24 protein-coding genes and 4 pseudogenes are annotated in these 26,267 nt (G+C 47.9%); 9 read left to right on the top strand and 19 right to left on the bottom strand.

Annotated elements, in window-relative coordinates; all coding sequences use genetic code 11:
- Positions 1-27: 27 nt before the first annotated feature.
- Positions 28-963: pseudogene (locus R8O11_RS06845) on the bottom strand (IS1634 family transposase); the annotation flags it as partial.
- Here R8O11_RS06845 and R8O11_RS06840 point away from each other — a divergent pair.
- Together R8O11_RS06840 and R8O11_RS06835 are read left to right on the top strand one after the other, a co-directional pair.
- Complete coding sequence (locus tag R8O11_RS06840; protein WP_022591086.1) at positions 962-1,489, top strand: sodium:calcium antiporter; 528 nt, start codon at positions 962-964, stop codon at positions 1,487-1,489. The pseudogene R8O11_RS06845 and the gene R8O11_RS06840 sit on opposite strands and share 2 nt — an antisense overlap.
- A 77-nt stretch (positions 1,490-1,566) precedes the next feature.
- Positions 1,567-2,424, top strand: coding sequence for a mechanosensitive ion channel family protein (locus R8O11_RS06835; RefSeq protein WP_004729635.1), 858 nt, complete (start codon positions 1,567-1,569; stop codon positions 2,422-2,424).
- A 195-nt stretch (positions 2,425-2,619) separates the two neighbouring features.
- Here R8O11_RS06835 and R8O11_RS06830 read toward each other — a convergent pair whose 3' ends face one another.
- Entirely contained in the window at positions 2,620-4,263 is a 1,644-nt protein-coding gene (locus R8O11_RS06830) for a BCCT family transporter (RefSeq protein WP_005396859.1), read from the bottom strand.
- A gap of 308 nt (positions 4,264-4,571) precedes the next feature.
- Between R8O11_RS06830 and R8O11_RS06825 the strand changes: the two genes are divergently transcribed.
- Both R8O11_RS06825 and tnpC read left to right on the top strand, forming a co-directional pair.
- Complete coding sequence (locus R8O11_RS06825; RefSeq protein WP_213870761.1) at positions 4,572-4,874, top strand: hypothetical protein; 303 nt, start codon at positions 4,572-4,574, stop codon at positions 4,872-4,874.
- Positions 4,875-5,258: 384 nt separating this feature from the next.
- Positions 5,259-6,005: pseudogene (tnpC, locus tag R8O11_RS06820) on the top strand (IS66 family transposase); the annotation flags it as partial.
- A 48-nt stretch (positions 6,006-6,053) separates the two neighbouring features.
- Here tnpC and R8O11_RS06815 read toward each other — a convergent pair.
- Positions 6,054-6,425: pseudogene (locus tag R8O11_RS06815) on the bottom strand (DUF4277 domain-containing protein); the annotation flags it as partial.
- A 131-nt stretch (positions 6,426-6,556) separates the two neighbouring features.
- Between R8O11_RS06815 and R8O11_RS06810 the strand changes: the two are divergent.
- Positions 6,557-6,817 (top strand): annotated as a pseudogene (locus R8O11_RS06810) (transposase); the annotation flags it as partial.
- On the opposite strand, the gene R8O11_RS06805 reads toward R8O11_RS06810, so the two are convergent.
- The 9 genes from R8O11_RS06805 to R8O11_RS06765 all read right to left on the bottom strand — a co-directional run bounded on the left by R8O11_RS06805 (position 6,795) and on the right by R8O11_RS06765 (position 17,851).
- Entirely contained in the window at positions 6,795-7,484 is a 690-nt protein-coding gene (locus tag R8O11_RS06805; RefSeq protein ID WP_005396850.1) for a hypothetical protein, read from the bottom strand. The pseudogene R8O11_RS06810 and the gene R8O11_RS06805 overlap by 23 nt on opposite strands.
- Positions 7,485-7,514: 30 nt before the next feature.
- Positions 7,515-7,847, bottom strand: a complete 333-nt coding sequence (locus tag R8O11_RS06800; RefSeq protein WP_065274332.1) for a hypothetical protein — start codon at positions 7,845-7,847, stop codon at positions 7,515-7,517.
- A 230-nt stretch (positions 7,848-8,077) separates the two neighbouring features.
- On the bottom strand, positions 8,078-11,770 hold the full coding sequence (gene traN, locus R8O11_RS06795; RefSeq protein ID WP_272166212.1) for a conjugal transfer protein TraN: 3,693 nt from the start codon (positions 11,768-11,770) through the stop codon (positions 8,078-8,080).
- A gap of 2 nt (positions 11,771-11,772) precedes the next feature.
- Complete coding sequence (locus R8O11_RS06790) at positions 11,773-12,801, bottom strand: TraU family protein (protein ID WP_256956466.1); 1,029 nt, start codon at positions 12,799-12,801, stop codon at positions 11,773-11,775.
- A complete protein-coding gene (locus R8O11_RS06785; RefSeq protein WP_272166220.1) occupies positions 12,785-13,909 on the bottom strand; it encodes a TrbC family F-type conjugative pilus assembly protein in 1,125 nt (374 codons plus the stop codon). Before R8O11_RS06785 ends, R8O11_RS06790 begins: the two co-directional genes overlap by 17 nt.
- Positions 13,910-13,919: 10 nt before the next feature.
- The gene (locus tag R8O11_RS06780; protein WP_175542028.1) at positions 13,920-14,432 is read right to left on the bottom strand and encodes a S26 family signal peptidase; all 513 of its coding nucleotides are present in this window, start codon (positions 14,430-14,432) and stop codon (positions 13,920-13,922) included.
- Complete coding sequence (locus R8O11_RS06775; protein ID WP_071701358.1) at positions 14,416-14,763, bottom strand: plasmid-related protein; 348 nt, start codon at positions 14,761-14,763, stop codon at positions 14,416-14,418. The genes R8O11_RS06780 and R8O11_RS06775 overlap by 17 nt, the downstream gene beginning before the upstream one ends.
- Positions 14,756-17,158, bottom strand: a complete 2,403-nt coding sequence (gene traC / locus R8O11_RS06770; RefSeq protein ID WP_318194020.1) for a type IV secretion system protein TraC — start codon at positions 17,156-17,158, stop codon at positions 14,756-14,758. The genes R8O11_RS06775 and traC overlap by 8 nt, the downstream gene beginning before the upstream one ends.
- A complete protein-coding gene (locus R8O11_RS06765; RefSeq protein WP_005396831.1) occupies positions 17,159-17,851 on the bottom strand; it encodes a DsbC family protein in 693 nt (230 codons plus the stop codon).
- Between the two features lie 270 nt (positions 17,852-18,121).
- On the opposite strand from R8O11_RS06765, the gene R8O11_RS06760 reads away from it, so the two are divergent.
- The 3 genes from R8O11_RS06760 (at position 18,122) to R8O11_RS06750 (ending at position 20,238) form a co-directional block, all read left to right on the top strand.
- Entirely contained in the window at positions 18,122-19,225 is a 1,104-nt protein-coding gene (locus R8O11_RS06760; protein ID WP_318194019.1) for an RNA-guided endonuclease TnpB family protein, read from the top strand.
- Positions 19,226-19,474: 249 nt separating this feature from the next.
- Entirely contained in the window at positions 19,475-19,741 is a 267-nt protein-coding gene (locus R8O11_RS06755; protein ID WP_000212004.1) for a DUF1778 domain-containing protein, read from the top strand.
- On the top strand, positions 19,732-20,238 hold the full coding sequence (locus R8O11_RS06750; protein WP_023584043.1) for a GNAT family N-acetyltransferase: 507 nt from the start codon (positions 19,732-19,734) through the stop codon (positions 20,236-20,238). Before R8O11_RS06755 ends, R8O11_RS06750 begins: the two co-directional genes overlap by 10 nt.
- A 40-nt stretch (positions 20,239-20,278) precedes the next feature.
- On the opposite strand, the gene traA is transcribed toward R8O11_RS06750, so the two are convergent.
- The 6 genes from traA to traL all read right to left on the bottom strand — a co-directional run bounded on the left by traA (position 20,279) and on the right by traL (position 24,385).
- The gene (gene traA / locus R8O11_RS06745; protein WP_023584042.1) at positions 20,279-20,665 is read right to left on the bottom strand and encodes a TraA family conjugative transfer protein; all 387 of its coding nucleotides are present in this window, start codon (positions 20,663-20,665) and stop codon (positions 20,279-20,281) included.
- A complete protein-coding gene (gene traV, locus R8O11_RS06740; protein WP_318194018.1) occupies positions 20,662-21,234 on the bottom strand; it encodes a type IV conjugative transfer system lipoprotein TraV in 573 nt (190 codons plus the stop codon). The genes traA and traV overlap by 4 nt, the downstream gene beginning before the upstream one ends.
- 74 nt (positions 21,235-21,308) lie before the next feature.
- Positions 21,309-22,598, bottom strand: a complete 1,290-nt coding sequence (locus R8O11_RS06735; protein WP_318194017.1) for a TraB/VirB10 family protein — start codon at positions 22,596-22,598, stop codon at positions 21,309-21,311.
- Between the two features lie 2 nt (positions 22,599-22,600).
- A complete protein-coding gene (locus R8O11_RS06730) occupies positions 22,601-23,497 on the bottom strand; it encodes a type-F conjugative transfer system secretin TraK (protein ID WP_318194033.1) in 897 nt (298 codons plus the stop codon).
- Complete coding sequence (locus tag R8O11_RS06725) at positions 23,481-24,107, bottom strand: TraE/TraK family type IV conjugative transfer system protein (protein WP_318194016.1); 627 nt, start codon at positions 24,105-24,107, stop codon at positions 23,481-23,483. The genes R8O11_RS06730 and R8O11_RS06725 overlap by 17 nt, the downstream gene beginning before the upstream one ends.
- A complete protein-coding gene (gene traL / locus R8O11_RS06720; protein ID WP_145573979.1) occupies positions 24,104-24,385 on the bottom strand; it encodes a type IV conjugative transfer system protein TraL in 282 nt (93 codons plus the stop codon). The genes R8O11_RS06725 and traL overlap by 4 nt, the downstream gene beginning before the upstream one ends.
- A gap of 232 nt (positions 24,386-24,617) precedes the next feature.
- On the opposite strand from traL, the gene R8O11_RS06715 reads away from it, so the two are divergent.
- Complete coding sequence (locus R8O11_RS06715) at positions 24,618-24,908, top strand: HigA family addiction module antitoxin (protein WP_318194015.1); 291 nt, start codon at positions 24,618-24,620, stop codon at positions 24,906-24,908.
- Between the two features lie 201 nt (positions 24,909-25,109).
- Here the strand turns inward: R8O11_RS06715 and R8O11_RS06710 are convergent, their stop codons facing one another.
- A complete protein-coding gene (locus tag R8O11_RS06710; protein ID WP_318194014.1) occupies positions 25,110-26,216 on the bottom strand; it encodes a Fic family protein in 1,107 nt (368 codons plus the stop codon).
- Between the last annotated feature and the right edge of the window lie 51 nt (positions 26,217-26,267).

Genomic DNA, 26,267 nt, shown 5'->3' with positions numbered 1-26,267 from the left:
TGGCGCTCCCGAGATTCCGCAGCCAATTTAGGAATAAACTGCTTCATACAGAACACCAAGAAGCTTAAGCAGCCGAGTCTGATGCTCTTGAACACCCGTTATGAAGCTTTGGCCGCCAAATTCGAGTGTGTCGATACCTTCGAATTTTAAGAATACCCAACGTGCCGTCGGTTTAGTTGTCGTCTTGTTCTTTACCATGCTAGGAAAGAATTCCTCGGTCTTAGTGAGACTCTCTCGGATTTTGTGCTCTAAGCTTGCGTAGACGAGTAGGCTCAGCGTCATGATCATCAGTAGTGCCTCGATTCGCTGAGGTTTCTTCAGGAAAATTGATGATGTTAAGAACTCAGGGCTTTTCAAAAAGCGAAAGCCGCGCTCGACCTTTTGCTGAGACTTGTAATGTTCAAGCAATGCAACCATTGTTAGGTCGGTGTTGTCAGTATCGTTGGTGGCGAGAATAAACATACCTACTTTAAGCTTGGCCAGTTTCACCTTTTCTAGATCGGTATAAGGCGTAGCATCTATCAAATAGCGGTATCCCGTCGGCTTTTCATCTTTCTTCGGCCGACCACGACCTGAATAAATTGGCTCTTTAACGATGGTTGATTGCGCGAAGCCAAGCAAATGACACTGGTTGGCGAAGTCGCTCATTGCTTGCTCGGCATCCACTGCGCAAGCAAACTGCTTTTTCTTTAGTTGTCCCAGCGCTTTCAGCTCTTTGGTGATATTTTTGTCTAAGTTCTTATAAAACGTTACCTGTTCTCGCTTGGTTGCTTGTTCACTATGAATCAACAGCCACTTCTGAGATACCGAGCCATAATCAGCGTCAACCCAACAACCCGAGTAGCCATTGCCGATATGGCTCAGCTGCTCTGGCTCAAGGTTCATTAAGGCCTCTTTGGCTGATTTAATGGTCATTGGAACACGCGTAATAAACTTCTGTTGTTGCTCATCCAGTGAACGAATGCCACGGAAAAGCCAGCTACCGCCTGAAGTAGAACAACAGGTGATGCCGCAATCTATGACCTTATCCCGCGCTATTTTCTGGCTCGTTACCGGTTTGGTGTTGCTGGTCGCGAGCTCTCGCATTTTAGTGTGGGGAGCGGTCAATATTGCTCAGGAACTGGGTGTCAGTGAACTGACGATTGGTCTGACGATTGTCGCTCTGGGGACTTCATTGCCGGAACTGGCGGCATCGCTTGCGGCAGCGCGTAAAGGTGAGCATGACTTGGCTGTCGGTAACGTGGTAGGCTCAAACATGTTTAATTCGCTGGCCGTGGTCGGTATTGCCGGTGCCATTGAGCCGATTTCCGATGTTGGAGCGGAAATTTTCTGGCGTGACTGGTCATCGGTCCTGTTCTGTACGGCCTTGCTGCTCTTCACTGCGGTAAAAATTGGTAAAGCAAAAACTATTTCCCGCCTGGAAGGGGGAGTGTTCGTTCTGTGTTATTTAAGTTATAACATTTACTTGATTCAAGGCAGTGTTGGTTAGCGCTGCTTAATGCTGGTGCCTGGTTGAGATATCCGGGTACCGTTTTACAACATCAATAACCCGTTACGGAGATAAAAATGGAGTTACTCGTCAGCTTTTACGAGACACATCAGGCGTTGATTCTGGATATCATCCAGAACTCAATTTTAACCCTGCTTATTTTAGTGATTGCTTCTATCGCATCAAAACTGATGCGTGCCGGTATTCAGAAAGCCATTATGAAAGTGAGCAATGGTGATGAGATTGTCGCGTCTCTGATGTCTAAAGTCGGTGGTTATATTGTCTACATTCTCGCTCTGGTCATTATTCTCGACCTGTTTGGTGTCAATACCACCAGTTTGGTTGCCTTAGTCGGTGCGGCCGGTTTGGCGATTGGCCTGGCATTAAAAGATACCCTGAGCAATATTGCTGCGGGGATTATGATTTTGTTCCTGAAACCGATAAAAAAAGGTGAATTCGTTGAGTTTGCCGGTTACAGCGGTACGGTAAAAGATATTGGTTTGTTCACCTCAGTATTTGAAACCGGTGACGGCCTGTATATTTCCAGCCCGAATCGCACCGTCTGGAACGCAACCATTCGTAACTTCAGCCGTAACGGCCGTCGTCGTATGGAAATCGTGGTAGGTATCTCTTACGAGGATTCAATTGAAACCGGCCTGAAAGTGCTTCAGGATTTAGCGCTCAGCCATGAAGCAGTCATGCTGGATCCGAAACCGCAGGTGATGGTTCAGATGCTGGCGGACAGCTCAGTGAATCTGCAACTACGCGCCTGGTGTACCACGGATAAATACTGGGAAACCTACTGGAGCATTCAGCGTCAGGTGAAAGGTAAGATTGAGGAAGCGGGTATGACCATTCCGTTCCCGCAACGTGATCTGCACATTACGATGACTCAGCCTCAAGCGCAGGAATTGCTGGGTCAGAACAAGGCCTGATGCTCAGCCATTAGCGTTTAATGCTACATAAAAAAGCCTCGCAGTTATCACTGCGAGGCTTTTTCGTATCAGTGTCTCGTCCTGAAATGTGTTTACATATTGATGACGAGAGACTGAATAGTCACTTTGTCAATGAGTGGCTCCGTTACACAAACTCGGACACGGAGCCTGCCCATTGTCTTTTAAAGTAAACCGTTATTTGGCTTTCTTAACCCGCGGTTCACTCATCAGGCCTTTAATCAGCGATATTGTCGCTATCAACAAGACGATAGTGAACGGGAAGCCGGTTGTTACCGCCATCGCCTGCGCCGCAGCCAAACCACCACCCAGCAGCAATGCTATCGCTACTAAGCCTTCGAAGGTACACCAGAACACGCGCTGTGGTGTCGGTGCATCCACTTTACCGCCGGCAGCAATGGTATCGATAACCAGCGAACCTGAATCCGATGATGTGATAAAGAACACAACGACCAGTACGATACCGATGAATGATGTAATTTCATGCAGAGGCATAACTTCAAGCATTTCGAACAGTTTCAATGGCAGGTCTGCGTCCATCACGGCTTTATAACCATCGTTGACGTATTGACTGATCGCGGTACCACCGAACGCCGTCATCCAGAACACACACACGGTTGACGGAACAATCAGCACACAGACGATAAACTCGCGTACGGTTCGGCCACGTGATACACGAGCAATGAACATACCGACGAATGGTGACCATGAAATCCACCACGCCCAGTAGAACGATGTCCAGCCTTGAGAATAGTTCACATCTTCACGGCCAAATGGCATCGACAGTGCAGGGAAGTTGGTCAGATAAGCACCGATATTATCGAAAAATCCGAGCAGAATCGCGGCTGTCGGACCGATGACTACCACGAAAAACAGCAGCAGTGCAGCCAGCAGCATGTTCATTTCTGACAGGCGTTTTACGCCGCCATCAAGGCCAGCCAGTACAGACAGCAGTGCAAATGCAGTGATCACAATGATCAGAATAATTTGCGTGGTGTCAGTCAATGGGATATCAAACAGGAAGTTTAACCCGGTCGCAGCCTGAGACGCGCCGTAGCCCAGAGATGTCGCCAGACCGAAGACCGTCGCCACAATTGCCAGAATATCGATGATATGACCAGTCAAGCCCCAGACTCGTTCGCCAAACAGCGGATAGAACACTGAACGCATAGTCAGTGGTAACCCTTTGTTGAACGAGAAAATAGCCAGTCCCAGAGCCAGCAATGCGTATATTGCCCAAGGGTGAAGTGCCCAATGGTAAATCGTCGCTGCCATACCGAGCGAACGTGCGGCTTCGGTATCACCCATCGCACCACCCAGTGGTGCCCAGTCGGTACGCACACCATTTTCCAGTGTGGTGCCGCCCAGCGCGGTAGTGAAATGGGTCATGGGTTCAGAAACGCCAAAGAAGACCAGGCCAATCCCCATGCCGGCCGCAAATAACATCGCCAGCCATCCTGAATAGGAATAATCCGGAGTGGCATCGGTACCGCCGATTCTGACCCGGCCTAACGGTGATATGGCCAGTCCGAGACAGACGACAACAAAAATGTTACCTGATAACAAGAAGAACCAATCAAGACTTGAGGTGAGCCAAGATCTTAAGTGAAGAAACAGGGGTTCGACTTGTTCGCGAAAGATTAGGGTTGCAAATACAAAGATGACAATCGCTAAGCCTGAGACGGCGAAAACCCGGTTATGAATGTCCAGGCCAAACGGACCGACGGAAAGAACGACGTTGTCCTGACCAACGGTATAATCCGTATCGATTGGGTTTGCTTTGCCACTAGGGTGGGGAACACCACCGTTATCGCTACTCATTTTCTCTCCATTGTTGGTTATAAAAATTCACTAGATGTCGTGAGAAGCTAAGCACTCAGATAATGTGAGTGCTTCTCTTTTTCCAAGAAAATGATTTAGGTCATTTCCATTGGATATAAAACTCTCCTAATATAAAAAAATACCCAGTTAGTACTGCCATAAATCACCATCTGAGATGGAAAAAATAATGAAAAACATGGCATTAAAAGGACCTTATTATTGTCCGTTATCTTACTGGTTGCAACCTCCGTTGCATTGGCCAATTTCGCCTCTTACTACGAGCAAAAACCTCTTTGACTAAGAGTATTATGGCTCAAAGTAACAGTTTTGTATTGGAGCAAGCGGAAATGATCAGCTCCTACATCGATGAGAAAGCCGGCGGTGTGAGCAAAATTGCCCAACAGTATAAAAACCAGCCGATGACAGGCTCTGCCGATGAACTGATTAACCAGACCAAGTCTCTGGCTAACGCGCTCAATCTGGAGAGCGCAGCGCGCTTCCTGTATCGAAAAAATGCAGGGCGGTACCGTATCCGCGGATTTGACCTTATCGTTTTTGAACGACATGGTCAAAACGACTATCTCGAGTGCGGTGGCTGTGATCATGAGTGACAACACGACATTGCTGCCTTCATCGTCGTCTGTTACTAAAAGTGGCGACAAAGTTACGGATTATCCTAGGCTTAAGAAGCCGTGCTGAATGCTGTTGGTAAACAGAGCTCTGTGTTTGACTACACTCTTAACGGGTAACCCAAAATCTTGTTCTCACATGTTATTAATGTTGGGGACAAAAATGGTACTAGGCAATTGGCTTAGACCGTTCGATTGCCTTTGCTCAGTTCGATGGACCAGAAACAATGCGATCCTTGCGACGGTTGTTGCCACGATAGTTTGCGTGGTTATCGCATTTTCTTGATCAACTTTTTTATCGTCCGATTATTTCTCTGCGCGATACGATCGCTAACCTTTCCAGTAGCAACGGTGACCTGGTTCAGATCACCTTTGATTCATGCTGACGAGACCTCTCATCACAGAAATGATGAACAAAGCCTTCGCTGGTGTTGGTTAGTGGCAAGTGATGACCTTGTCTATGAGCAAATACTTTATTCGCGCTCGACCTCATCAGCGAAAAAGGTCATTGATGAAGACTATGCAGGCATTGTGGTCAGCGACCAGTGCCCTAGCTATAACTGGATAGCCGCAGACCGTCATCAGTTATGTTGGGCACATGTGAAGCGTAACCTTCAGCAAATGGCGGATTATAGTGGCGGTGGCCACACCGCTTATATTGGCAGACATCTTTGTTTGCTGACGAACGCCATTTTCCATACTCGGCATCGTTATGAACAAGATGAGTTAAATTATGCGCTATACTTACGAAGAATGCGTAGGTTGCAGAAATCGTTCGATCATTGGTTGAGCAAAGGGACTGATGTCATGGTCAAGCGATATCGGGGGCGATGCAAGTTACTGCTCAAACATAGAGAGAGCTTGTGGGTTTTCCTCAAGAAAGTGTCAATCCCCTTAACCAATAATGAAGCTGAGCGATGTATTAGAGGTTTTGTAATCCAAAGGAAAATCAGCTTCGGAACGACCTCGGATGCAGGCGATAAATTCCGCAGTAGGATACATACCCTCATCGAAACCTGCAAAAAACGTGGCTTGTCGGCAATGTCAGTGTTGAGTGAGATCATCACGGCTGTTGTGGCGAAGAGACCGTACCCCAACATCTTTGATCTATAGGCTGTTCCCCCCGTTAATATCGAGTCAAGTTACCTTGGTGAACGATTACGTTTTAAGTCCTAGCTTATCAACGACATGCTCTGCAATCGCTTGATAAAGTGCGGAGACATCTGCTTCATATAAAGCATCTAACGTGCGTCCGAGTACATCGTCCGTTAAATGGTGAGCTTCAATATCTTTAGCAAGCAACTTGGCAACAGGCTTCGTCTCGAAGAAGTCAGAAAACATATGCAGCGTTCTGCTGTGAAAGCCAAGACCATTGAGAATCATCGCCAAGACCGCATCGCCATGTGAAACGTTATGATCCGAGTACTTGGGAATGACGCGATCAATAATACCAGGTAAGCCGATTTCATGGCAGAAAGCAGCGATCAGCCCTAAGTGATCTAGGCGTTTAATGACAGGTTGAGCAGCAGACATAATAAAGTGACCGTTAAATAACAGTAATAGATCAAAACTGGGGATCGCGGTCAAGAGGTCTGTCGCACTAACATTTGTAAACGATCACTGGATCACATTGTTTTAATTCTGAAATTGGCTGCGGAATGACGGACTTAGTCAAAGATGCGGCGTTTGTCCTGAATATTGAACTGCATTATCTTCCACCTTACAGTCCAAACCTCAACCCAATCGAGCGGCTATGGAAACTAATGAATGAGAAGTCGAGGAACAACGTTTACTTCAAAAGAAAACGGGACTTCAAGGCGGCAATAGACCAATTTTTTGCAGTGACTCTTCCAGAGATCGCAGGCTCCTTGACATCTCGAATTAATGATAATTTTCAGGTTCTCAAGCCAGCATCTTCAAGTTGATTCGGTATATATGATTTTTGTAAGCGTGGTAGTTATCAAGTACCTGATGATAAAGCATTGCCGACTTTTTTCTTGCGGCAGGATGGAAGGCATTGATGAAGACAACCCCGTCATTAACATGCACTCGTTCGCTAACTTTTTTAAGCTCAGGGAATACGTAACGTTTAACTTGATTATATGTGCCGCAAAGCACAACAATGTCAGGGTTAATCAACTCAATTTGCCTTCGAACAAAAGGGGCAAATTCTTTGGCATGGGCGTCAAATGATTTTTGGTCGGTTCGCGCACTTCCAGATGTTTTCCTTATATTTATGTATGCAATATTCTTAACTGCATTTTTTTCATTTAATTTAGCATCTCTCAGTGACGGCACAGCCCCATCATATTTTTGAAGTCCGTAAGCCCAACGCCCCACCCGACGAAGAACCTTTCCTCGCCACCATCCACTTGCCTTCACCTCAATAGCTCTATTAATAGCGTTGACAATATTTTGCTTTGCTTCATTTGTTTCCTTTAAAACAAACAAAACTTTTTTACCACAACTATCCCAGTCCTCAGTTGAAATCACTCCATCGTAGTTGAAATACCAATCCTTCGGGAATGCCTCTGACCATGCAACCATTAACTTATCAAGACAGTCTATTTCTGAAACATATTTATCATCCATAGGAAAACTCAGGCTGGTTCTTATAAAACATCATTTGGATAGATGAGTAGTTCCATTAGGTAGCCATTCAATATTTAAAGTGCCACCACCGAAACGTACAATCCCTTCCTTTTTCGGAAGCACGTTACATTGACCTCGGTATTCTATGAAATTATCCAGAAGTTCAAGCAAGTGTAGTTTGAAGCCTGACTCGGTGACCTGATCAAAAATGTCATCTTCAAGAGTCCAAGATGTTCCGCTTAGGCGGTCTTCGTCATCTTCCGCACGAAACACTACCTCACCCGACACCTTCACAATGTCAGGGTGTTGTTTTGAAAGCATAGCCAAGCGAGTAGCTTCAAAATTTTGATCGAAATTAGGCACTATTAATTTTCCTTTTATCATAAATTTGATATATGCCAGACTATCAGCTTTTCCTTTTTGCAGCAGCCTCCTAAGTCTGAAAATAGTAAAAACTCAGAGTAGGTTGCGTACACGCTGAACAGATAGTATAAAAGACACAAAGTGCCAAATTGGTTACCTTAAGGCAAATTACGCTCATTAAAGTAACCAAAATGGAACATTATTGGCGCAGCTATTTTAGAAGGACGTGCTCAATTATTCCCCGAAATTTCTTCCGTCGCCTCCTGACGCAGTTTCTGAGCATCCATTCCGTTTAGCCTTTCAATAGCTCGGTCTGCGGCACTTTGACGGCTTCCATCCACGTTTAGCGTACTTCCTGAGCCTGTGAGCCGTTCCAGATCCAGTGACGGTACTTCGGGTAGGTTGCCCGTGATCGATAAGATACCTATCCATTCATCCAGATTGACTTGGCTCCAATCCACCTGGTTTAACTGACTAGCGGTCAAACCTTCACAGTTTGGTGACTTGGCACTGCCCCAGCCAAGGCCCAATTGCGGACGTACTTGTTCCTGAATGATCCGTGAAAGCGGCGAAGTAAAGCAGCAATATGATTGCCGTTTCTCAACACAGGCACCTAAGAACTTAGACTTGCAGTAAGAACCTACATAGTGGCAACTCTTCAATACTCGCTTGGCGTTCATCTCAAACTCACTCTGCTCACATTTCCAGATAAGCTGAATGAGGATCATGGTGACTGAATAAATCATGTAGGCCGTCATAACCGTACTCAGAACCGCGCCCGCAGCGCCACCCAGCGCGAAGTTACCACCCGAAACAACACCATCGGCTCCAACCGCGCCACCAACGTTACTAAACAGTGCCGATTGCGCCCCCGAACCAAAGGTAGTTCCTACCCATTCAGCCGTTTTGTTGGTCAACACCTGCATGAAGCCAGTCGCAGCTTGCTCCGCTCCCGCGCCAGCAGCCGTTGATGGCCCAGCCCCCATGAGAGAGTCCCATGCAGACACAAAAGGCTCTTTGACCGCACTCCAAGTGCTCGTGATTGGCTCCCTGAGCGTATTCCAGGAACCATAGATTGCCGACGACGGATTCATGGCCATGACTGCCGTATCAAGCTTGTTAACCGCCACTATCATCGTGATGTAGTCCGATAGCGAAATGCCACTTGGCTTTTCACAGCAATCCACTATACCTCCGACGGCTTTTTTGCACTGGCCAGCATTACCTTTAAAGACCGTACACTCGACGTTGTCTTGGCCATCAGCTCCCGTACATGACATATCATTGGTCATAAACTGCGCCGCATTAAGCATCGCAGCGGCTTCTGCAAAGTTAGCCTGCTTGATTGGCTCTGGCTCTAAACAATCAGTGCCCATGCAGCGAACTGGCCCCTCACAGTTGAATTGAGTTTCCATTCGTGCGTTTTGCACTTCAACGCTTTGTCCGCAGTCATACACCAAACTTTGGATATAGCAGAAGCCTTCATGACCAGCCCCGCCTTCAGTGCATTCGGTTCTGACGTACTGGCAGGCCGGGTTTTGCTCTAGCGCGGCACACGTATTGGTGGTCGTGTTTTGTCCGTTATTGACGATGGTTTGTATATTACCATTGGCATCTACCCAGCTATCTGAGCTGCCCATGTTGAACTCTGGGTGAGCAGTCGAAGCATTGTAGGTCGCTCTTGCCCTCCAGCATGAGAACCCCAGTCCATCAGAGCTGCCACGACTGGTTAAATGAGCAGGAGACGAAACAACCGCCGGATAAAGACTTCCAAGATTGGCCAACTCGCCACTACCAACCGTTAACCCGTCGATTCGTTTTGTGCCCGTATCCAAACACTGCCACTGCACCGCAGTAAACTGATCCGTTTGCATCAAGCATTGGTCTATGACCGGATCACTTGATTGATGAACAACCTCCTGCTCTAAGTACTTTCCAGAGAAGGCCAATGAAGCGCTCAGTTTCGCAGGAGCCAAACACTTCTGAACTTCTCGGCTGCAAGTATCGAAATCGACTTTGTTCCAGCCGGACTCACATCTGGAACGCGTGACTTCCTGCGGTTCATGCCACGAAATAATCGACCCATTAACGACCTTGCACAATGAGCCAACCAAGGTTCCTTTTGGACAGGTCATTTCAGGGTACTTAATGGACGGTTTCGTCTCAGTCACCGTTTCCTTATTGCCCGTCAGTGAGAGTGTCGTTTTCCAACCATTTGCCTTGGATGGCGACTCGGTGATTTTTATCTCAGTATTTTGATTATCAAAAATCCTCAGCGTCGCGTTTCCAGTTTGCATAGTACTGTTGTGCTGTGGAACAAAGCTGAGCGTTTCGGAGCTAAAGCAACCACGCTCAATGGACCAGCTTTGTTGATGGGTTTCAGCGGATACACGTCGCTCTAACTGACACTGAGTAAGCGTGCTGATCTTCTCGCACACCTGGTAATCCGGTACATGCTTGGTTTCAGTAAATGGCGTAATCGTCTGAGTAGGCTCACAGGCCTCAAAACTACTCGGCATAAGATTGGATACTACGCACTTTGGATCGCTGGTTTGTAATCCACAGTCATAAGTATCGGTAAAACGAATGCATTCACCTCTATCATTGGTCTCGGCACATTCTGACGACATGAAGCCACAGGAAGGGTTCGCTTCAAGCACTTGGCAGGCCTGATTTTCAATTCCCTTATAGCTTTCGTCATCCACACTCACTTGTACACGCCGACACAAAGGCGATATGCCAGCCACAGGGCTTGGGGCAAAATAGGATTCACAAACTGAAACACCATTGACCACCGTACATCCGTTGGTTGAAGAAGGCTGATCCGTGCATTGAATACTATAATCTGAAAACTTCGCCGGTATATCCGCTGCTTGTTCGATACAGGATTGCGGTGACCAACCATCATTCATCACCACCTTGGTTGGATCAAAGCGCACCTTGATGCGAGCATACCCCTCACCACTACCCGTAACCGATACGCGAATTTTTACCGGCACTTCTAAACCTGGTTCTACCGCTTTTAGCTTGGCAGTGAGATCGGTATTTGGATTGCGCTCCCAACTGGTACTGAGCTCGCAGCGACCTGCCGTTTCTGGTGGAAAGTTATTGTTCGGCCCAGACCAGACTTTCTGATCGCCAAGCCACACTTGCATGTAGTCATCCCATTTGGCGTACTCAAGAACGGCAGAGGTAATCGCATCGGGATTCACGACTTTGAGTGTGATGGCCTGTTCAAATACTTTACAACGGCCACTCCAGTAGTTGTCACCAATTCGCCCTATCCAAACCTCAAGACAACCCTCACCACAAGAGCGAAGGTTCATCGGCCCTGAAACATGCTCAATAATGCCTGCCGTGTAATCGTGAGTAATCGTGCAGCTGTTAACCGCTGTATTGAGCCTGTCACATTGCTGGTAATTTGGGCTGCCTTCACCTTGAGACTCACAGCCGGGGAAGCTTTGGGTTAATAGATTGGGGTCAGTTTGAACCGCGTCAGTTAATGCCCAAAGCGGATCATTGACCATATCTGGCCGAGACCTGTCTTTGATTTGCTGTAGCGAGCGAAATGCTTCACCCGTAGCGCCACTTTCGGATGCCATGCTCTCTTGGCGCTGCGTCCCCAATTGATTCATACTGGCATCAGAGCCATAAACGCCCGTTAAGACATCCAATGAGCCCTGATCCATACCAGGGAAAAGCTCTTGCAAGTTAATCGTCTCATTACCACTGCCATTCGGCACCGACAATGTATTGCCATTGAGTGCGGGCATCGTCCAGTTTTGCAGCAATTGCTTACCTTCTTGTTGTCCGCTTAAGCCGGATTGGCGCTGCACATCAGCGGCCACACCATGTAAGGGCAAGCACGCCATAGTGATTGATAAAACACCCGCTAAAACTCGGGTAAAAGGTTTTGGTTTCATGGTTAACCTCCCGAGTTACAGCAGTCTTGCCAGCGCCACAAAATGTAGAGCGCATCTTCTCCGGCACCGGGGATCGTTCGCCACTCTCCCCATTTCATGGTGCTTTCACCGATGACATGCGCACTTTCAGTTTCTGGTACAGGGAAGAACATACTCATCTTGTATTGGGATTTCGGCAGCATGGGTTCGATAACAGGTCGGCATAGCGCACTGTTCCCCATTGTTCGCCTTGCAAGACCACGCCTGTGTTGAGCTGCGATTGCTCGCGCCGCTAAATGGCTGGTGTTTTCTGCTAATGAGCCAAAAGCTAAGGTGTGACCAGATAACGGGTAGAGATGGCCCCAACTGCCAGCACACCAAAACAACTGGTCGATGGGTTTACCAAGTGTCGATGAGGCAGCGTCAGCGGTACAAGCAGATATAGCCAATGGATTGGCAACGGCAGCCGCTTCAGGCTGAGTAAAAAAGGCCAGTTCATCGTTCAGCCATGTTGGGTCAAATTCCGACAAATACATCAAGTCAAAGTCCATGTAACCATCGGCATTGCAATTGCCATCCATGAACAAATCGAGCATGACCAAAAGCGGAAAGGCGTAATAATGATAATGGTAGAAAGCGAGATCACCGGTATCGTATTCACCCTCGCCATGACCACCTTGCAATCGCCTATCACCTAACGGTAAACGAATCCCTCCCAGGGAAGGCGAGCAACCCGGCGTTCTGACCAGTTCAATCAGACGCGCTGGCTCCCACATGCTGGTAACAATACCTGGCCTTGGCACGCCTAAGTTGTCTTCACATAAGCAAAATGACTTGTTTGATGCGCCGCTTGGGACATTGCCAGAGCCAAGAGGAAGACCGGCAACCCGGATAGGAAAAATGCATGACCAGCAAACATCCGTCAGCAACTTGCCGGACAATAACCCCGCGTCTGGGCAAGTCAATTCGGCTTTTGCAGGAATAGATGCGCCCAGGACAAGCATGACAACGAGAGTCCGCATCAGACGATACGTATTATTGAGCTTTTTCATGAACAAGCTCCTTTGCTGGAATTTCTTCTATTTCAAACGCGAGCCCCTTTGCTTGAACAAACGATGGGGTGACTTGCAAATCAAAGCGCTGCTTTAGCGAGGCATTGAGAAGATAAACCGGACTGTCCAATGTCTTTTCTATCGCATTGAGGCTATTCCAACCTTGAGTACGGTCGAGCTGCGTGGTGATAAGCGTAATGCGGCGCAGTGTCCTATCTTGCGTCTCAAGCCAATGCGCTACTGCGTCCACTTCTTCAGCGTTCGACGCATTAAACACCACAAGCTGCTGAGTAAACGGCAAGGCTTTTAGCGGGTTAATACGCGTTCCTGCTGGGATCAATGTTCGGCCATTGGCATCCAATAGTGGCCGCTGTATGACGATGGTTGGATCAACCATTCTTATCCGATACTGCGTGGCTTTGGGTAATTCAGTAAATGTTTGGCGAGACCAGAAACGCTCAATGGCTTTTTTCTTTAATGCGCCCAGGTCAAGCGACTGTAAACGCTGCATCGCCACTTGCATCAAATCCGGTTCTAAAATGGAATGAATAGGACCACGTTGACCCAATGAACCGGTATTGCCTTTTTCAATTTGACGCTGCAACCAGTCCTTGCTGTAAACCCCTAGTGCACTTGCAGTCACCTTGTCATCTTCTATTCGGAAAATGGCAGGCACGCTAGTCACCCGCCAGTGCACAAAGGCTTTCGGATCGATTCGAACATGAGGAACAGGACCAAGCCCCGTCATCAGCGTATGCCAATCACGGATAGCCGCCCCCAAGGTCTTTCCTTCAGGAATTCCCCGAAACAACACAATAGCGCCGGTAGCACTGGCCTCTTTAAATAGCTGCTTCAGTGAGGAATCCCCCAGTGAGGACGACGCAAATATCAACCATTCATCGCTGTGTTTGAGCGACACAGGTTGTTCAACCGGTGCAAAAGGCTCAATAAATTCAGATGAGCCATGCACAGCACTTTGTAAAATGCTGCGGCTCATTTCGACGATCTTTTTGTCTTCGTCAGACAACAGAAAAGGCTCTTGTGCCCAGGACACTTGAACCCAAGACAATGGAGCAACCAACAAAAATAAGAGACATAGTCTTTGCATCATCTACCTCCTACCAAAGCGGCCAAGCGCGACCGACAATCTGCTCGCGCTTAACGGCATTCCAATAGCGGGAGTCGAAACTCGTTGCAGCCTCGCCGGAAAACCAATATTCGTTTTCTTGCAGCGTCAATGAGCGGCTAAATTGTGATTCGGCCACACCAAGACGCTGGGCTAATGCCATGCCGGTAGAGACTTCAGCACCGTTCACCAGCACATGATCAGGCGTCACATTGACTTCATCCCCTGGCATCCCTGTTAGGCGTTTCAGCATCCGAGTACCGTCGTTATATAACGGAGCGAGTCCTTTTGAGTGGAAGGCATACAAACCATCCTTAACGGGCTCTTTATTCCATAGGTCAATCAGATACACCGTGGTATCAGGCAGGCAGCGCTCTTGCTGGGTATCAATACCTATTCGGTAGCGCATCATGGCGTAGGTGCCTACCAAGGCCATGATTAACGCAAGAACAGTCAACCGGATGAGGTATGGCCGCCAAGGCATTCTTTTACGGAGTATCTGCATGAGACACCTCCTTTGAGCCTACTGGCACAAATACGGAATCATCAGCACCCACCACCGCTTGGGCATCCAGCACGATAAAACCGGCTTTTTTTAACTTTTCAATTTGCTGATTGGTCTGAAGCAACCTGGACTCGATGTCTTGTTCGCTGGCATTGGGGCCCAGTGACAACACCGCCTCCCCAAAATCCACGACTGCAATGGGCGTACTTAACGCCAACTGGCTGTGGATGGGTTCGAGTGTTTTCATTAAGAGCCAGCTGGTCATTAAACCGCTACCAGCAATAGACAAAGTAATAGAGGCCATAAATGGCCAAAGCGTGGTCTTATTCATCAAAGCCTCGCTCCTTCAACAACTGAGAGATGGCATCAGCAACAGAAAGGCCTTTGCGCGTTAACTGTTTAATCGCGTTTACATCTTCTGCACGGGACGAGTACAACAGCTTGTGAAACGGATCGACGATGAGGCGGCCAATCCCGGTGCCCATCTCGGTAATAAAGAAAATTTCGGAATAGACACCCGTGACGGTATGAACCGTTTTCAGGTATTCATAGCCGCCTTCACCTAGTGGCAAGCGGCCTTCTTTTTTGAGCGCGTTGATGGTTTCAGCTTTTTGGCCAAGCAGGTACATATTGGCCGAGTTTTCAGCGATGGCTTTACCTGTTGGGCTGTCATACAAATCGTTGACCGACTGCGTTACCGTTACAGCACTGCCGCCATATTTTCGAAATCGACGGTAACCCGTTTCGATGAACTTACCGACATCACCTTGAGTCAGCAGATCCCAAGCTTCGTCAATGAACACAATCTTGCGACGATCCCGCTCACCTAAGTACATCTCTTGTTGGATTTGGTAGATAAGCTGAAGCAACACCACTTGTTGTAGGTGCTTGCGCCCCTTGAGCTCTTCTAACTCCAAAACAGTGAAACGGTTTTTGAAGCGAATATTGTTGTGACCATTAAAGAAACGGCCATATTCGCCCTGTGTCGTAAACGGATAGAGCTGCTCACCCACGTCTTGCACACGTCGGTCTTCATGATTTTTTAAAGCCGCTGCCACATCATCAACCAACATGGCACGACCTTTTTTCTCCCACAGTTCACGGGTCTGACGCTTTAGGTTGGCCATCTGAAAATCGGTTAATGACTGCGTTGGTGCGGCCATTGCGGCCAATAACCCAACCAGTACATCCGCTTCTTCGTCATAGTCCTCAACGATTTCAAACGGATTTAAGCAAATACCACTGTCCCGCCCGAACTGTAAGAACTCTCCGTCATAAACTTCACACAGCTTTTCATAAGAGCGGCCAACATCAATCACCCAGCATTGCCCGCCTTCAGATAAGTAGGAGGAGATGATTTCGTTCACTAGGAAAGACTTGCCCGACCCCGATTGCGCCGCGATGCAACAGTTGTAATTACTGCCCGAGTCATAAAGGGATACACTCATGATCTGGCCATTACGGGAAACAAAATTAATCACCGGCGTGCCAGTACCTTTCCAATCCGCAAACAAAGGCAACAGAGGGATGACATGCCGTGTCGCCATGGTCTTGAATCGAAACAAGTCGTTCATCGCTTGGCGGTCAGCACCAAATGGCAAGGCATTCAGGAAAATGGGCAAACAGAAGTACTTGTCTTCCATCAGCTCAAATCCGAGCTCTTTGAAATAGGTTCGAGCATTTGAAACAGAGCTGATGGACGCCTCTTCCGTTGGTGAGAACAGCGTTAAGGTCATATTTGCCCGAATAGGACGATCACCTTCTTGCAAGGCTTCAAAAAGAACATCAAATCCCTTTTTCTTGGCTGCAAGCACCGGCACAAACTTGAGCATCGGGCCATAGGCCTGATTGACCGCCCATTGACGCTTCGTCTCTAGACGAGATCGCATCGCCTCGGCTGAGGGAAAGTGAATGGTGACATTCAGCAAAAAGCTTCCGCGTAAACCGCGACTACCCGTCATCATATCGCCCGCAAAACTTGCGGCATGACCAAACCAGATCCGCTCAGGCAAGCGCTTAAACGATAAGGTTTTAACTCGGTAATCGCCCAGCATCAGACCTTGGCTATCCACCTTGATAGCTCGGTCATAATCCAACACTTGCTCTCGAAGTGGTTTATCTGCCTCACTGCGGATTGGTGATGGATTACGCCAGGAAGCATCTTTTCCCCAGTTAAGCTGCGCACTTAATGCCGCGAGCCAGTTTCGGTCAGTCATCTCCGTGACGCGAAAACCAACCGTTGCCAGCGCTTGCGAGAAAGAAGCCCGAAGCGCGGATGCTCGACTCAACTCACGCTCCGTCGGTATAGGACTTTCCAAAGGCAATTTGCAGGTGACGATCAGTTGAAAGTTGCGTACCTGAGTCTGGGTCGATTCTTCTATCGGTTGAACCGTGCCCCCATCGAGGAAATCCGCACGTTTGCGAATCGACGCCCTGAGCAATGGATCGGATTGACGATGCCGTAAGCCCATCATGCGCTGAAGGTCGGTTTGAATATCGGGCGAGGCGTACAGGCCAAATTGCAGCAAAGTGTCTGTTGGCCAGTCGTTGTTGAGTAGAACATTAACCCTGTCTGCAACAGACTCATCACCACCCGGCAATGGGTCACATAGAAAACCAAAGCCAACACTCTGGTCTTCCATGAAAAACAGTTGCTCATCGTCTGAATAGGCCAATACTGGCAAGAGCTCTGAAGCGCGTTGCCCTGAATACAGAGAGGCTTTCATCTAAATCCCCTCCAACCAAGCAGAAAGGTCATAAGGACGGCCTCGGCTGATGCGACCATCATTGGCGACAACGAAAGGCACACCTTGAATGCCTAGGATTTGAGCCGTCACCAAGGCACGCTGCATTGGTTCTAAGTTGCAGGCATCATCCTGCTCTAGGTTACCAATCCGGCCATTCAGCAATGCATCGGTGGCCGCTTTCTTGTCACGCGCACAGCCAAGCTGGCGAACCTGACGCTCTGAATCAGGACCAAGCACTGGCACAGGGAGTATTTGGAAGGTGTATTCTTTGGTTAGCGGTAAAGCTTGTTTCAAAAGCTCATGGCAGTGCGGGCATCGTGGGTCAACAAAGACCACCACTTTCTTTTTGCCTTCGCCCAGCGTCAGTGGGTTCAAATCATCCATTTTTAAGCCAAGACGACTTAAGTCCAGCGTGTTCCCCGCTTCACGAATTTCTTCAAGGCTGGTAAGCGGCTTTTTCGACCAGGCATCATAGAGCGTGCCATCAATGACGAACCGGCCACTGTCTGACATGAAAACAATACGGCCATTGCTTTCGACCGCTTTCATACCCGTGACAGGTAAAGAAACCATGCCGTCAATTTTGCCAACGGGCGACACTTCAGACACAGGTTCAGCTTGAACCAATGGAGACAGTGCAAGCGCCAGAATAATTGGAGATAGTTTTCGCATGAGGAGTCCTCGTTAATGTAAATCGAGGCTCCAGTCTATGCAGTTGTCCTATGTGGACTCGGTTAGATAGATTGAAGAATTGGATGCCTTGCTAGGGTGCCACTTGTTGTTACGCACTATTTGTAAAGGTATAGCTTTCATCTAAATCCCGCGAGAAACCCCGTCCTTCTAGGGCGAGGAGGGATAGCGGTTGCTCCGAAGAAGCAAAAACTACCCGATTGGTTAATGTTAATATTTACTTTCACAAAAACAACTGTATTCTTGTGATCCATGAAAGAAATCGCTATTAAACAACGCTTTTACCCAACGACTGAACAGGCTCAATTGCTTGCGCAGACTTTCGGCTGTGTGCGTTTCGTTTACAACGCGATCCTTAAATGGCGTACCGACGCTTTCTACAACGAAAGCAAAAAGGTTAACTACAACACGGCAAGCTCTAAGCTGACCGAACTCAAGAAGCAAACTGAGTTTGAATGGCTTAACAGCGTGTCGTGTGTACCGCTCCAACAATCTTTGCGCCATCAACAAACTGCGTTTAAGAACTTCTTTGAAGGAAGGGCGAAGTATCCAGCCTTTAAGAAGAAGCGCAGCAAGCAAAGCGCAGAATTCACGAAGTCGGCGTTTAAGTTCAAAGATGGCAATATCTACATTGCCAAGTCCAAACAGCCGCTTGATATTCGCTGGTCGCGTGAACTTCCTAGCGAACCAACTACCGTCACTATCTCGAAAGACAGTGCAGGCCGCTACTTCGTGTCTATGCTGTGCCGCTTCGAGCCTAAACCACTGCCTGTTACCAAAAAGACAACGGGTATTGATTTGGGTTTGACCGACCTTGTGATTACCGCTGACGGGTTTAAATCTGGCAATCCCCGCCATACTGCAAAGTACGAGAAGAAATTGGCTCAGGCGCAACGCCGCCTTTCCAAGAAGAAGAAAGGAACTGCCAACTTCCACAAAGCCAGAATCAAAGTTGCTCGCATTCAGGCGAAGATTGCCGACTGCCGCCGCGACTTTACCCACAAACTCACCACTACGTTGATAAACGAAAACCAAGTGATTAGCTGTGAGAGTTTGAGCGTTAAAAACATGGTCAAGAATCCGCGACTTGCTAAGGCCATTGGTGACGCCAATTGGGGCGAAATGGTTAGGCAGCTTGAGTACAAAGCAGAATGGCGCGGCAGAACACTTGTCCAGATTGACAAGTGGTATCCGTCTAGTAAGCGTTGTAATTGCTGTGGTCACGTAGTTGATTCTCTACCGTTACATATAAGGCATTGGACTTGTCCAGCGTGTGAAGCGGGCTTAGACCGTGATACCAATGCCGCTATTAATATCAAAGCCGCTGGGCAAGCGGTGTTAGCTTGTGGAGCGTAAGTAAGTCCCGATTGTTCTAATGAACTTCGGGCATAACGCCTTGAAACAAGAATCCCCTTCCTTTAGGGAGGGGAGCAGTCAAACCCTAGGTGTTAATTTTTGCAATGTTTTAAACCAAAAAGAGTTACACACCCTCGAAATCAAACTGACCTACTTTCAAAGTTTCATGCCCAACAATTCGTATATCCATTGACTACACGGAAAAGTCATTTAAACTGTGTATTAAATAGATATACAGAGGATGGTGTCATGGCTACAAAGACAGCCCCAATCAACATGCGAGTACTGCCATCGGTAAGAGACATCATCGATGCCGCAGCAAGTTTAAAAAAAGTTGATAGAACCGTATTCATTCAGCAAGCAGCGCTCAATGAAGCGCATAGTATACTGGCAGAACAGCGGGATTTTGTTCTAGAAGCAAAGGCTTTTGAAGCGTTTGATAACGAACTTCGTGCAGAGCCACAGACTCTTGAAGGTATGAAAGATCTGTTTAAGAGGAAAGCGCCTTGGGAATAAGTGCACCAACCCTCCTCACTGATGAGCACCAGCTTAATGCCTTTCAATGTGGCATTGAAGAGCTCGATACTTGGTTAAGAAAACAGGCGTTAAAGAGTCAAAAGCGGGGAACCGCGAGGGTGTATGTGGTCAATGACACTGACGCCCATCAAGTGGTCGGGTACTATGCCATTGCCATGGGATCAGTTTCCAGAGAGCAAGCTTTCAGTTCATTAAGAAGAAATAGTCCAGATCCCATTCCCATGGTGATTCTAGCCAGGCTTGGAGTAGATAACGCCTATCAAGGTCAAGGCATTGCGGCAGGTCTTTTAAAAGATTGTATCATTCGCTCAGTACAAGCAATGAACGCTGTCGGTGGAGCAGGAATCTTAGTCCATGCTATTGATGGTAGTGCGCAAACGTTCTACAAGAAATTTGGCTTCAAAGAATCGACGTTTGATCCTTTAGTACTCATGGCAAGGATCTGCGATATCGAAAAATCATTGTCGATAGACTGAGATGACGGCTCCCCTTTCACAAGAGAAGCCGTCAATATTATCAGGTGCCCAGTAAAACGGCGCTGATCGCTGGAACTGCTGTGCCAATGACTTCTTGAGTGCTGGCAACAACAGGTAAAGTTGCAGACATGACACTTTCAACGACTGTTGGCGTATTGTAGAGACCCATACCGCCACCAATGCCCAAGGCAAAAGCCATCAAGCTTTGGCGAGCGATACCGCCCACAATACCCACCAGTACCATGGCTCCCGCTACGATCCGTCCCAAAGTACCTTGGGTCCAGTCTTTTAGGGTATCCCACACATCGGTGAAAGCATCACCACCGGTGCCCGCAAATGAGGGCTCCGAAATCATTAACGCCATTAAACCAAGCGCACCAATAGTCATTAGGCGCTGAGTTTGAATGGTGCGAACTGCATTTGTCATTCGTTAGTTTCTCCGTAGATACTCAAGTTATCGCGCTTACCATCAGCTCCCGCTGAGGCTGAATCGCTTTGAGTCTGAAGTGGACGTAGCACTGGCGAAACCGTTCGAGGTGCTGACACCCCAATATCCCACCGGCGCGGTTCAATTTCGGTAAACACGTAGCTGGATAAATTCAGATCTCCACGGTCATCCTCCCAAGGCGCAATCCAAATCCGCATCACCCTTGAAGGAATGCGAAGAGGTGCAGATTGCTGCGTCTCAGGTAATGCAGGATGGCTCAGCAGTCCTGTCTCTAAATCAGATTGTGAATACCCAGAGGGAGAACCAATTCGAGTCGCCACAGCATCAATCGTCTTGGGTGCAGCGCCATTAGTGGTCAGCTCATAGACTTCACGAGCGGATAAACAGCGCACACCGTCAGGCATACCTGGGCATCCATATTCACTACTCCCAAGACCCAATGAACTACAGCCAGACAATAAGGTTGAGCCGACTGCCAATAAAAGTAATCCAGCTTTAGACCACTGTTTTGACTGGAGCTTTGGGTTGTTCTGCATTGATGTCGTCATGGTTAACTCTCCTCTGGATACACATCTTATTGTCTGAAATGGACTTCGATCGGTTAGCAACATGCAGGATTTTTTCATCTTCTTGCACCTCCCCCTTGCGAAGTGGCCAACGACAACGAGGCCCCACGAGTGACTATGACTTCAATTTTCCTTGCAGCGTCTACCTCTATGACTGGGAACATATTTTCAGCCATGTCCAAATAGAACTTGGCCACGCGATCCAATGCTTTACCGGTGCCTTTAATCGCAGCACCTTGTAATGCTTCTTGGTTCATGACTTGCTGGTACAGCTGAGTATCACCAGCATTACCCGTCTGAATCGTCGGAACAGGATTTACATCAAATGCGCCTGCCAAGCCCTGTAGGAATCCGGCCATCATTGATTTGGCCACCAGTTGGCCTTGTTTCGACACCAATCGGCCACGAATACCGGCTTTGCCGTCTTCACCCACGGCATAAGAATCCAGTCGCGTTTCAATGACGCCACCATCTTCTCTTACACATGAAATGGTCTCGCCTCGCAAATAGGCACGCTCTGAGCTCAAATCACCGTAACCTGCGGCGATCAAGAAACACTCTTTGATATCCGCTCTAAATCGGTTGGGTAAAATGGCTTCCTTTTGAATCCTCAGCAATGCAGGAAAAGGTTCGCGTCTTGCGGACTCGTGAGTAGGGGCATCCAAACCTGTGATCAAAGTACCTGAGATGATGCTGCCCGCCGGTAGATACAAAGGCGGCGCTTCTTGCACAACAACGTCTGGTTCAGCAACCACTTCAGGCTCAATCATACGAATCGTGATTGGCGGCAATGGAACATCTCGTGCTCGTGTGCCTTGGCCATTGGCTGGCTGCTGATAGAGCGGATCAGGCAGCGGCGCATTGGCAAAATAATCGTCTGGGTTAGATGGCAGCGGCTTTTCGTCTTTAGGTAATTCCATGGCAGATAAAGGCACTTCAAAACGACTATTTGTGCCTTCAACTGCTGCATCACCTCCAGCGCGAACATCATCAAGTTCCGCTCTAAGGCGGGCCAACTCCGCATTGACCTCACTTGGAATAGAAGGCGAACCTGGGCTTAGCCGTCCTGAATCGACGTCACGACGCAAGCGCTCAACTTCACGACGTAACTGTTCATTGCGCTCACTGAGTAGTTTTACGTTCGCAGCCAAACTATCGACCCCAACATCACGAGTATTGGTATCCGTAAGAATGTGCCGGATCGTTTCCTGTCGGTTCCGACTGCTTGAGCCATCCTCAGGAGTAGGTGAAAACACCATCACCATAAAGATGAGACCACCAGCAATACCGGCAACCGATAGGCCCCGCTTCATGTTCGGGCTCATTTGTTCCCATTGTGCTTTCATCGTTATTCACCTCCCACAAGAAGCGAAGGTCGCTGACTTTCCACCGCTTCTTCACGATGATTGCGAACAACCACATACAACTCAGTCTTTTCACCCGGCAACAAGATATTGCGAGGCCAGTAGGCGCTTGCCACTATATCTGGTGCATGACAGGCTATTTCACTGGCTTCTATCGGCTCATCGGCAAAGCTTTCAACCAGCCCTACATAGACGGTGAAGTAATGCCCCGTCACAATTTGCCCCTGTTTAAAACCAAACTTTAAGCCCGGCTGAAAACATTTCGGGCTTGTGTCAGTTTGGCCAGCTAAACGGATGTCATAGCCTTGTGGTAACTCATTTAGTGCAAGGCGTCTGAGTAAATCACGTAAGCTATCGACGTATGGCTGAGCCGTTTCCCAAGTGGCGGCTTTTCGGTTCACGACGCCCTTAATAGGCCACTGCTGACCATCAATAGCTAAGGTGATTTCACGCGGTGGAATACGACGAGGTACTAAGGTGACAGATAATGCGGGCGCTTCCTGACCAGGCGGAGTGATGTAAAGTGAAACCGGTGATTCTTTGTCCATGGCCACATATACAACATTCCCCTTGATTTGCGTCTGAGCATCACTGGTTGTTCTCACCTGCGGCGATTCAAACGGCGTCACAATTCGATTCAGATGGCCAAGTGCTACAGGGATCAGTTCATTAATCCCCGGCGTCATCAGCAGCGTTGTTGGCACATCCGTTGAAGCCGTATTGGTTTGAGTCGGTGGATTTGCAGTAGCAGACTGCTTCATTACACTGGCTGGCACAATCGGCAATTCCACGTCTGCATACGACGCTTGAGATAACAGGACGCCACTCAAGCTCATTGCGATTAAGCTTGGTGTCATCCATCGACTAATTTTGGTTCGCATCATTCACCCTCCGGTTTTGCTCTTGGGTCAACTTTTCACGAACGCGCTTCGTTCTAGCTTGCCCCTCATACGTATCCATCCAACTGAGCTTTGGACGGTATTGCTCAATATCGATATCAAACTCATAGGTGCGAGTTTGGCGCTGTTCATCTCCAGATGGCCCAGAAACCAAGGAATAACCGGTCACAAAGACATGGCCGGTTTCATACTCATACTCCACTTGTCTGGGTTGGAATTTGAGCGTGACTCGGTCTTCGCGGATTTGCCTTGCCTGAATTTCCAGTGCATCGACCACTTGCTGGTACACCGCTGGATAAAGTAGCGGCTCAATGGCAACCCGGATAAAGGACACATTACCCGGCGTCACGTTGCCCATAAGCTCAGCCAGGTAGAGCCCCCAGGATTCAAGGTAAGGTTGAGTGGCTTGGTTTCGTGACACTTCAGCCGTTTCAGACAAGTTTGGTGGTTGAATGGCTACCACGGTATTGCGAGAAAATGCCGCTATCGCAAGCAGCAAATTAGATAGCACCAGCACCGCAATCAGGAACCGCTGCCATCGGTTCTCTAATTGCGTGCCTTGCCATGATTTTAAAAACACGTCGAACTTCACGGCAGATAGCTCCTGATAAATGGGTTAGGGATCGTCTTGGCTTTGGTTGGCAACAGCCCAGCCCAGTAGATGGCGTGAAGAATAAAACCATCTGGGCGACCATCACGAAAACGCCGATAGAGCTTGGTTGTCACCAACCCCAACAGGCATAAAACCAAGGCATTACCGGTAAAAATGCCGATCACTAGCCCCAACAGAATGGGAGCCATTTCATCGGCACTCCAAAGCAGGAAGTGCGGCGGTTCATCGATATAGGACGGAATAGTCACAGGTTCCATAGTCACTCCTCGTTGTTTGAATTGAGAAGTGAAGAATGCCTTGGGATTGGCAGGTTCAGTGGTCAGCTAGATGCCGAATTCTTGAAGGTTTTGAGGTGGCTTAGTGATTCTGTACTTACAATCAGATTGATATCGCAACCTTAAGGGTTACAATTAGTGCACGATAATTGGCACGTTACATTCAGATTTAACAGACGTGATGCGGAAATTGTTAACTGCGAGGATTATCACTATGACTATACATAACCCTGCTCACCCTGGTGAGATATTAAAAGAGTTGGTCATCGAGCCGCTGGAGTTGACGATTACCGATGTTGCAGAGCACTTAAATGTAAGCCGTAAAACCCTATCCAAGGCATTGAACGGACGAGGTGCAATCACTCCGGAAATGGCCGTACGCTTGGAACTGGCTTTTGCTAAGCCCACTGCTGACCACTGGTTGCGCCTGCAAAGCGCTTATGACTTGTCAGTACTCAAAAATCAAAAGGCCTCGTTACACGTCCAGCCTTATGAACTAGCGTAGGGGTAAAATTGATGCCTCTAAAAACATTGAAAGAAAAAGCACTTAAAAATCCTAGTGTTGCTCGTGAATATCATAAACTAAGTCGCGAATTTGCTCTCATCGAACGGAAACTTACACGCAAAATCGCTCGAACACGCAAACCTTAAACTAGCTGAAAACTGTCGCTAGTTATATTGGCGTATTCTCTCAATGTTCGTATTTTTAACTCACGTGCGCCAGTTTATACCGAGTGCTCCGCCCCCCGGCTTCACTTTTTACCAAGCAACCAAGCTCGACCAAAGCCGCTAAATGACGAGAAGCGGTTGGCTTACTCACTTTCGCCACTTTATGGTATTGCGACGTATTAATGCCTTGGTCAAAATCTCCATCAAGCATTCGATTGAGCACTTTTACTTGCTCTGAGGACAGTTGCGTTTGATCGACATTTCGCCAGAAGTTTGTTTTAAAAACCGTTTGGTCGATTTCTTCAAGCACATTGGTAAATGTTTCACCTAAGGTGTTTAAAAACCACATAAGCCAAGCGGTAATATCAAGTTCACCTTTCTGGGATTGCTCTAATATTTCGTAGTAGCTTTTACGGTTGGCTAAAATCGCCACTGACATTGCATAGAAACGGACTGATTGACGCTCAGCTTGCGCCAGTGCCAAATCAGTAAGTAAGCGGGTGATCCTGCCATTGCCGTCATCCAAAGGATGGAGCGTCACAAACCAAAGATGTGTTATCGCAGCTCTAAGCAATGGGTCTAGAGCGGGGTCCTTACGAGAGTCATTAAACCAGCGGATAAACACGTCCAGTTCAGACTCAAGCACATCTCGGCTTGGCGCTTCAAAATGCACCGTGGGTTTATCTATTCTGCCCGATACAACCTGCATAGGCTCATCCCCACGTAACTGCCCTCCTATCACAGAATTAAACATGGTATAACCCTCAGGAAATAGTCGTTTATGCCACTGTAATATTCTTTCAAGTGAGAGAGGCGAGACTAAATTCTCCACCGCATCTAACATTATTTCTGCTAAGCCATCAGTGCGTTCAGTGGTTGGAAATGGTTTTTCTTCAGAAAGACCGAGCTTATTAGCCAAGGACGAACGAACAGAAAAAGCATTGAGCTTCTCACCTTCAATGGCACTCGAATGAATAATGTTCGCCAATAGCGTGTCTAACATACTTTGCTTTTGGTCTTTAGGTTGGCTCGACATCTTGCCCAACAACATTCCTTGGTGAAAGCGAATGTCGCGTAACTTGGGTTCAATGACTTTTTCATCCCAGATAAAGTTTGGCCAATCAGCTTGTTGCCAGATCCACATCTTGTCGCCTTTTTGATTTAAATAACAGTCTATTCAAATCATAGCATGATT

Source organism: Vibrio sp. 1288, from assembly GCF_033344475.1.
This window is presented reverse-complemented; position numbering and strand designations above follow the sequence as displayed.

Excerpts from the sequence above, each read along its gene's own strand:
- R8O11_RS06780 (WP_175542028.1), bottom strand. The coding sequence starts at position 14,432 with ATGCAGATACTCCGTAAAAGAATGCCTTGGCGGCCATACCTCATCCGG.
- R8O11_RS06735 (WP_318194017.1), bottom strand. The coding sequence starts at position 22,598 with ATGAAAGCACAATGGGAACAAATGAGCCCGAACATGAAGCGGGGCCTA.
- R8O11_RS06840 (WP_022591086.1), top strand. The coding sequence starts at position 962 with ATGCCACGGAAAAGCCAGCTACCGCCTGAAGTAGAACAACAGGTGATG.
- R8O11_RS06785 (WP_272166220.1), bottom strand. The coding sequence starts at position 13,909 with ATGCAAAGACTATGTCTCTTATTTTTGTTGGTTGCTCCATTGTCTTGG.
- R8O11_RS06835 (WP_004729635.1), top strand. The coding sequence starts at position 1,567 with ATGGAGTTACTCGTCAGCTTTTACGAGACACATCAGGCGTTGATTCTG.
- R8O11_RS06775 (WP_071701358.1), bottom strand. The coding sequence starts at position 14,763 with ATGAATAAGACCACGCTTTGGCCATTTATGGCCTCTATTACTTTGTCT.
- traN (WP_272166212.1), bottom strand. The coding sequence starts at position 11,770 with ATGAAACCAAAACCTTTTACCCGAGTTTTAGCGGGTGTTTTATCAATC.
- traA (WP_023584042.1), bottom strand. The coding sequence starts at position 20,665 with ATGACAAATGCAGTTCGCACCATTCAAACTCAGCGCCTAATGACTATT.
- R8O11_RS06715 (WP_318194015.1), top strand. The coding sequence starts at position 24,618 with ATGACTATACATAACCCTGCTCACCCTGGTGAGATATTAAAAGAGTTG.
- R8O11_RS06760 (WP_318194019.1), top strand. The coding sequence starts at position 18,122 with ATGAAAGAAATCGCTATTAAACAACGCTTTTACCCAACGACTGAACAG.
- R8O11_RS06805 (WP_005396850.1), bottom strand. The coding sequence starts at position 7,484 with ATGGATGATAAATATGTTTCAGAAATAGACTGTCTTGATAAGTTAATG.
- R8O11_RS06755 (WP_000212004.1), top strand. The coding sequence starts at position 19,475 with ATGGCTACAAAGACAGCCCCAATCAACATGCGAGTACTGCCATCGGTA.
- R8O11_RS06830 (WP_005396859.1), bottom strand. The coding sequence starts at position 4,263 with ATGAGTAGCGATAACGGTGGTGTTCCCCACCCTAGTGGCAAAGCAAAC.
- traV (WP_318194018.1), bottom strand. The coding sequence starts at position 21,234 with ATGACGACATCAATGCAGAACAACCCAAAGCTCCAGTCAAAACAGTGG.
- R8O11_RS06825 (WP_213870761.1), top strand. The coding sequence starts at position 4,572 with ATGGCTCAAAGTAACAGTTTTGTATTGGAGCAAGCGGAAATGATCAGC.
- R8O11_RS06710 (WP_318194014.1), bottom strand. The coding sequence starts at position 26,216 with ATGTGGATCTGGCAACAAGCTGATTGGCCAAACTTTATCTGGGATGAA.
- R8O11_RS06790 (WP_256956466.1), bottom strand. The coding sequence starts at position 12,801 with ATGAAAAAGCTCAATAATACGTATCGTCTGATGCGGACTCTCGTTGTC.
- traL (WP_145573979.1), bottom strand. The coding sequence starts at position 24,385 with ATGGAACCTGTGACTATTCCGTCCTATATCGATGAACCGCCGCACTTC.
- R8O11_RS06730 (WP_318194033.1), bottom strand. The coding sequence starts at position 23,497 with ATGCGAACCAAAATTAGTCGATGGATGACACCAAGCTTAATCGCAATG.
- traC (WP_318194020.1), bottom strand. The coding sequence starts at position 17,158 with ATGAAAGCCTCTCTGTATTCAGGGCAACGCGCTTCAGAGCTCTTGCCA.
- R8O11_RS06765 (WP_005396831.1), bottom strand. The coding sequence starts at position 17,851 with ATGCGAAAACTATCTCCAATTATTCTGGCGCTTGCACTGTCTCCATTG.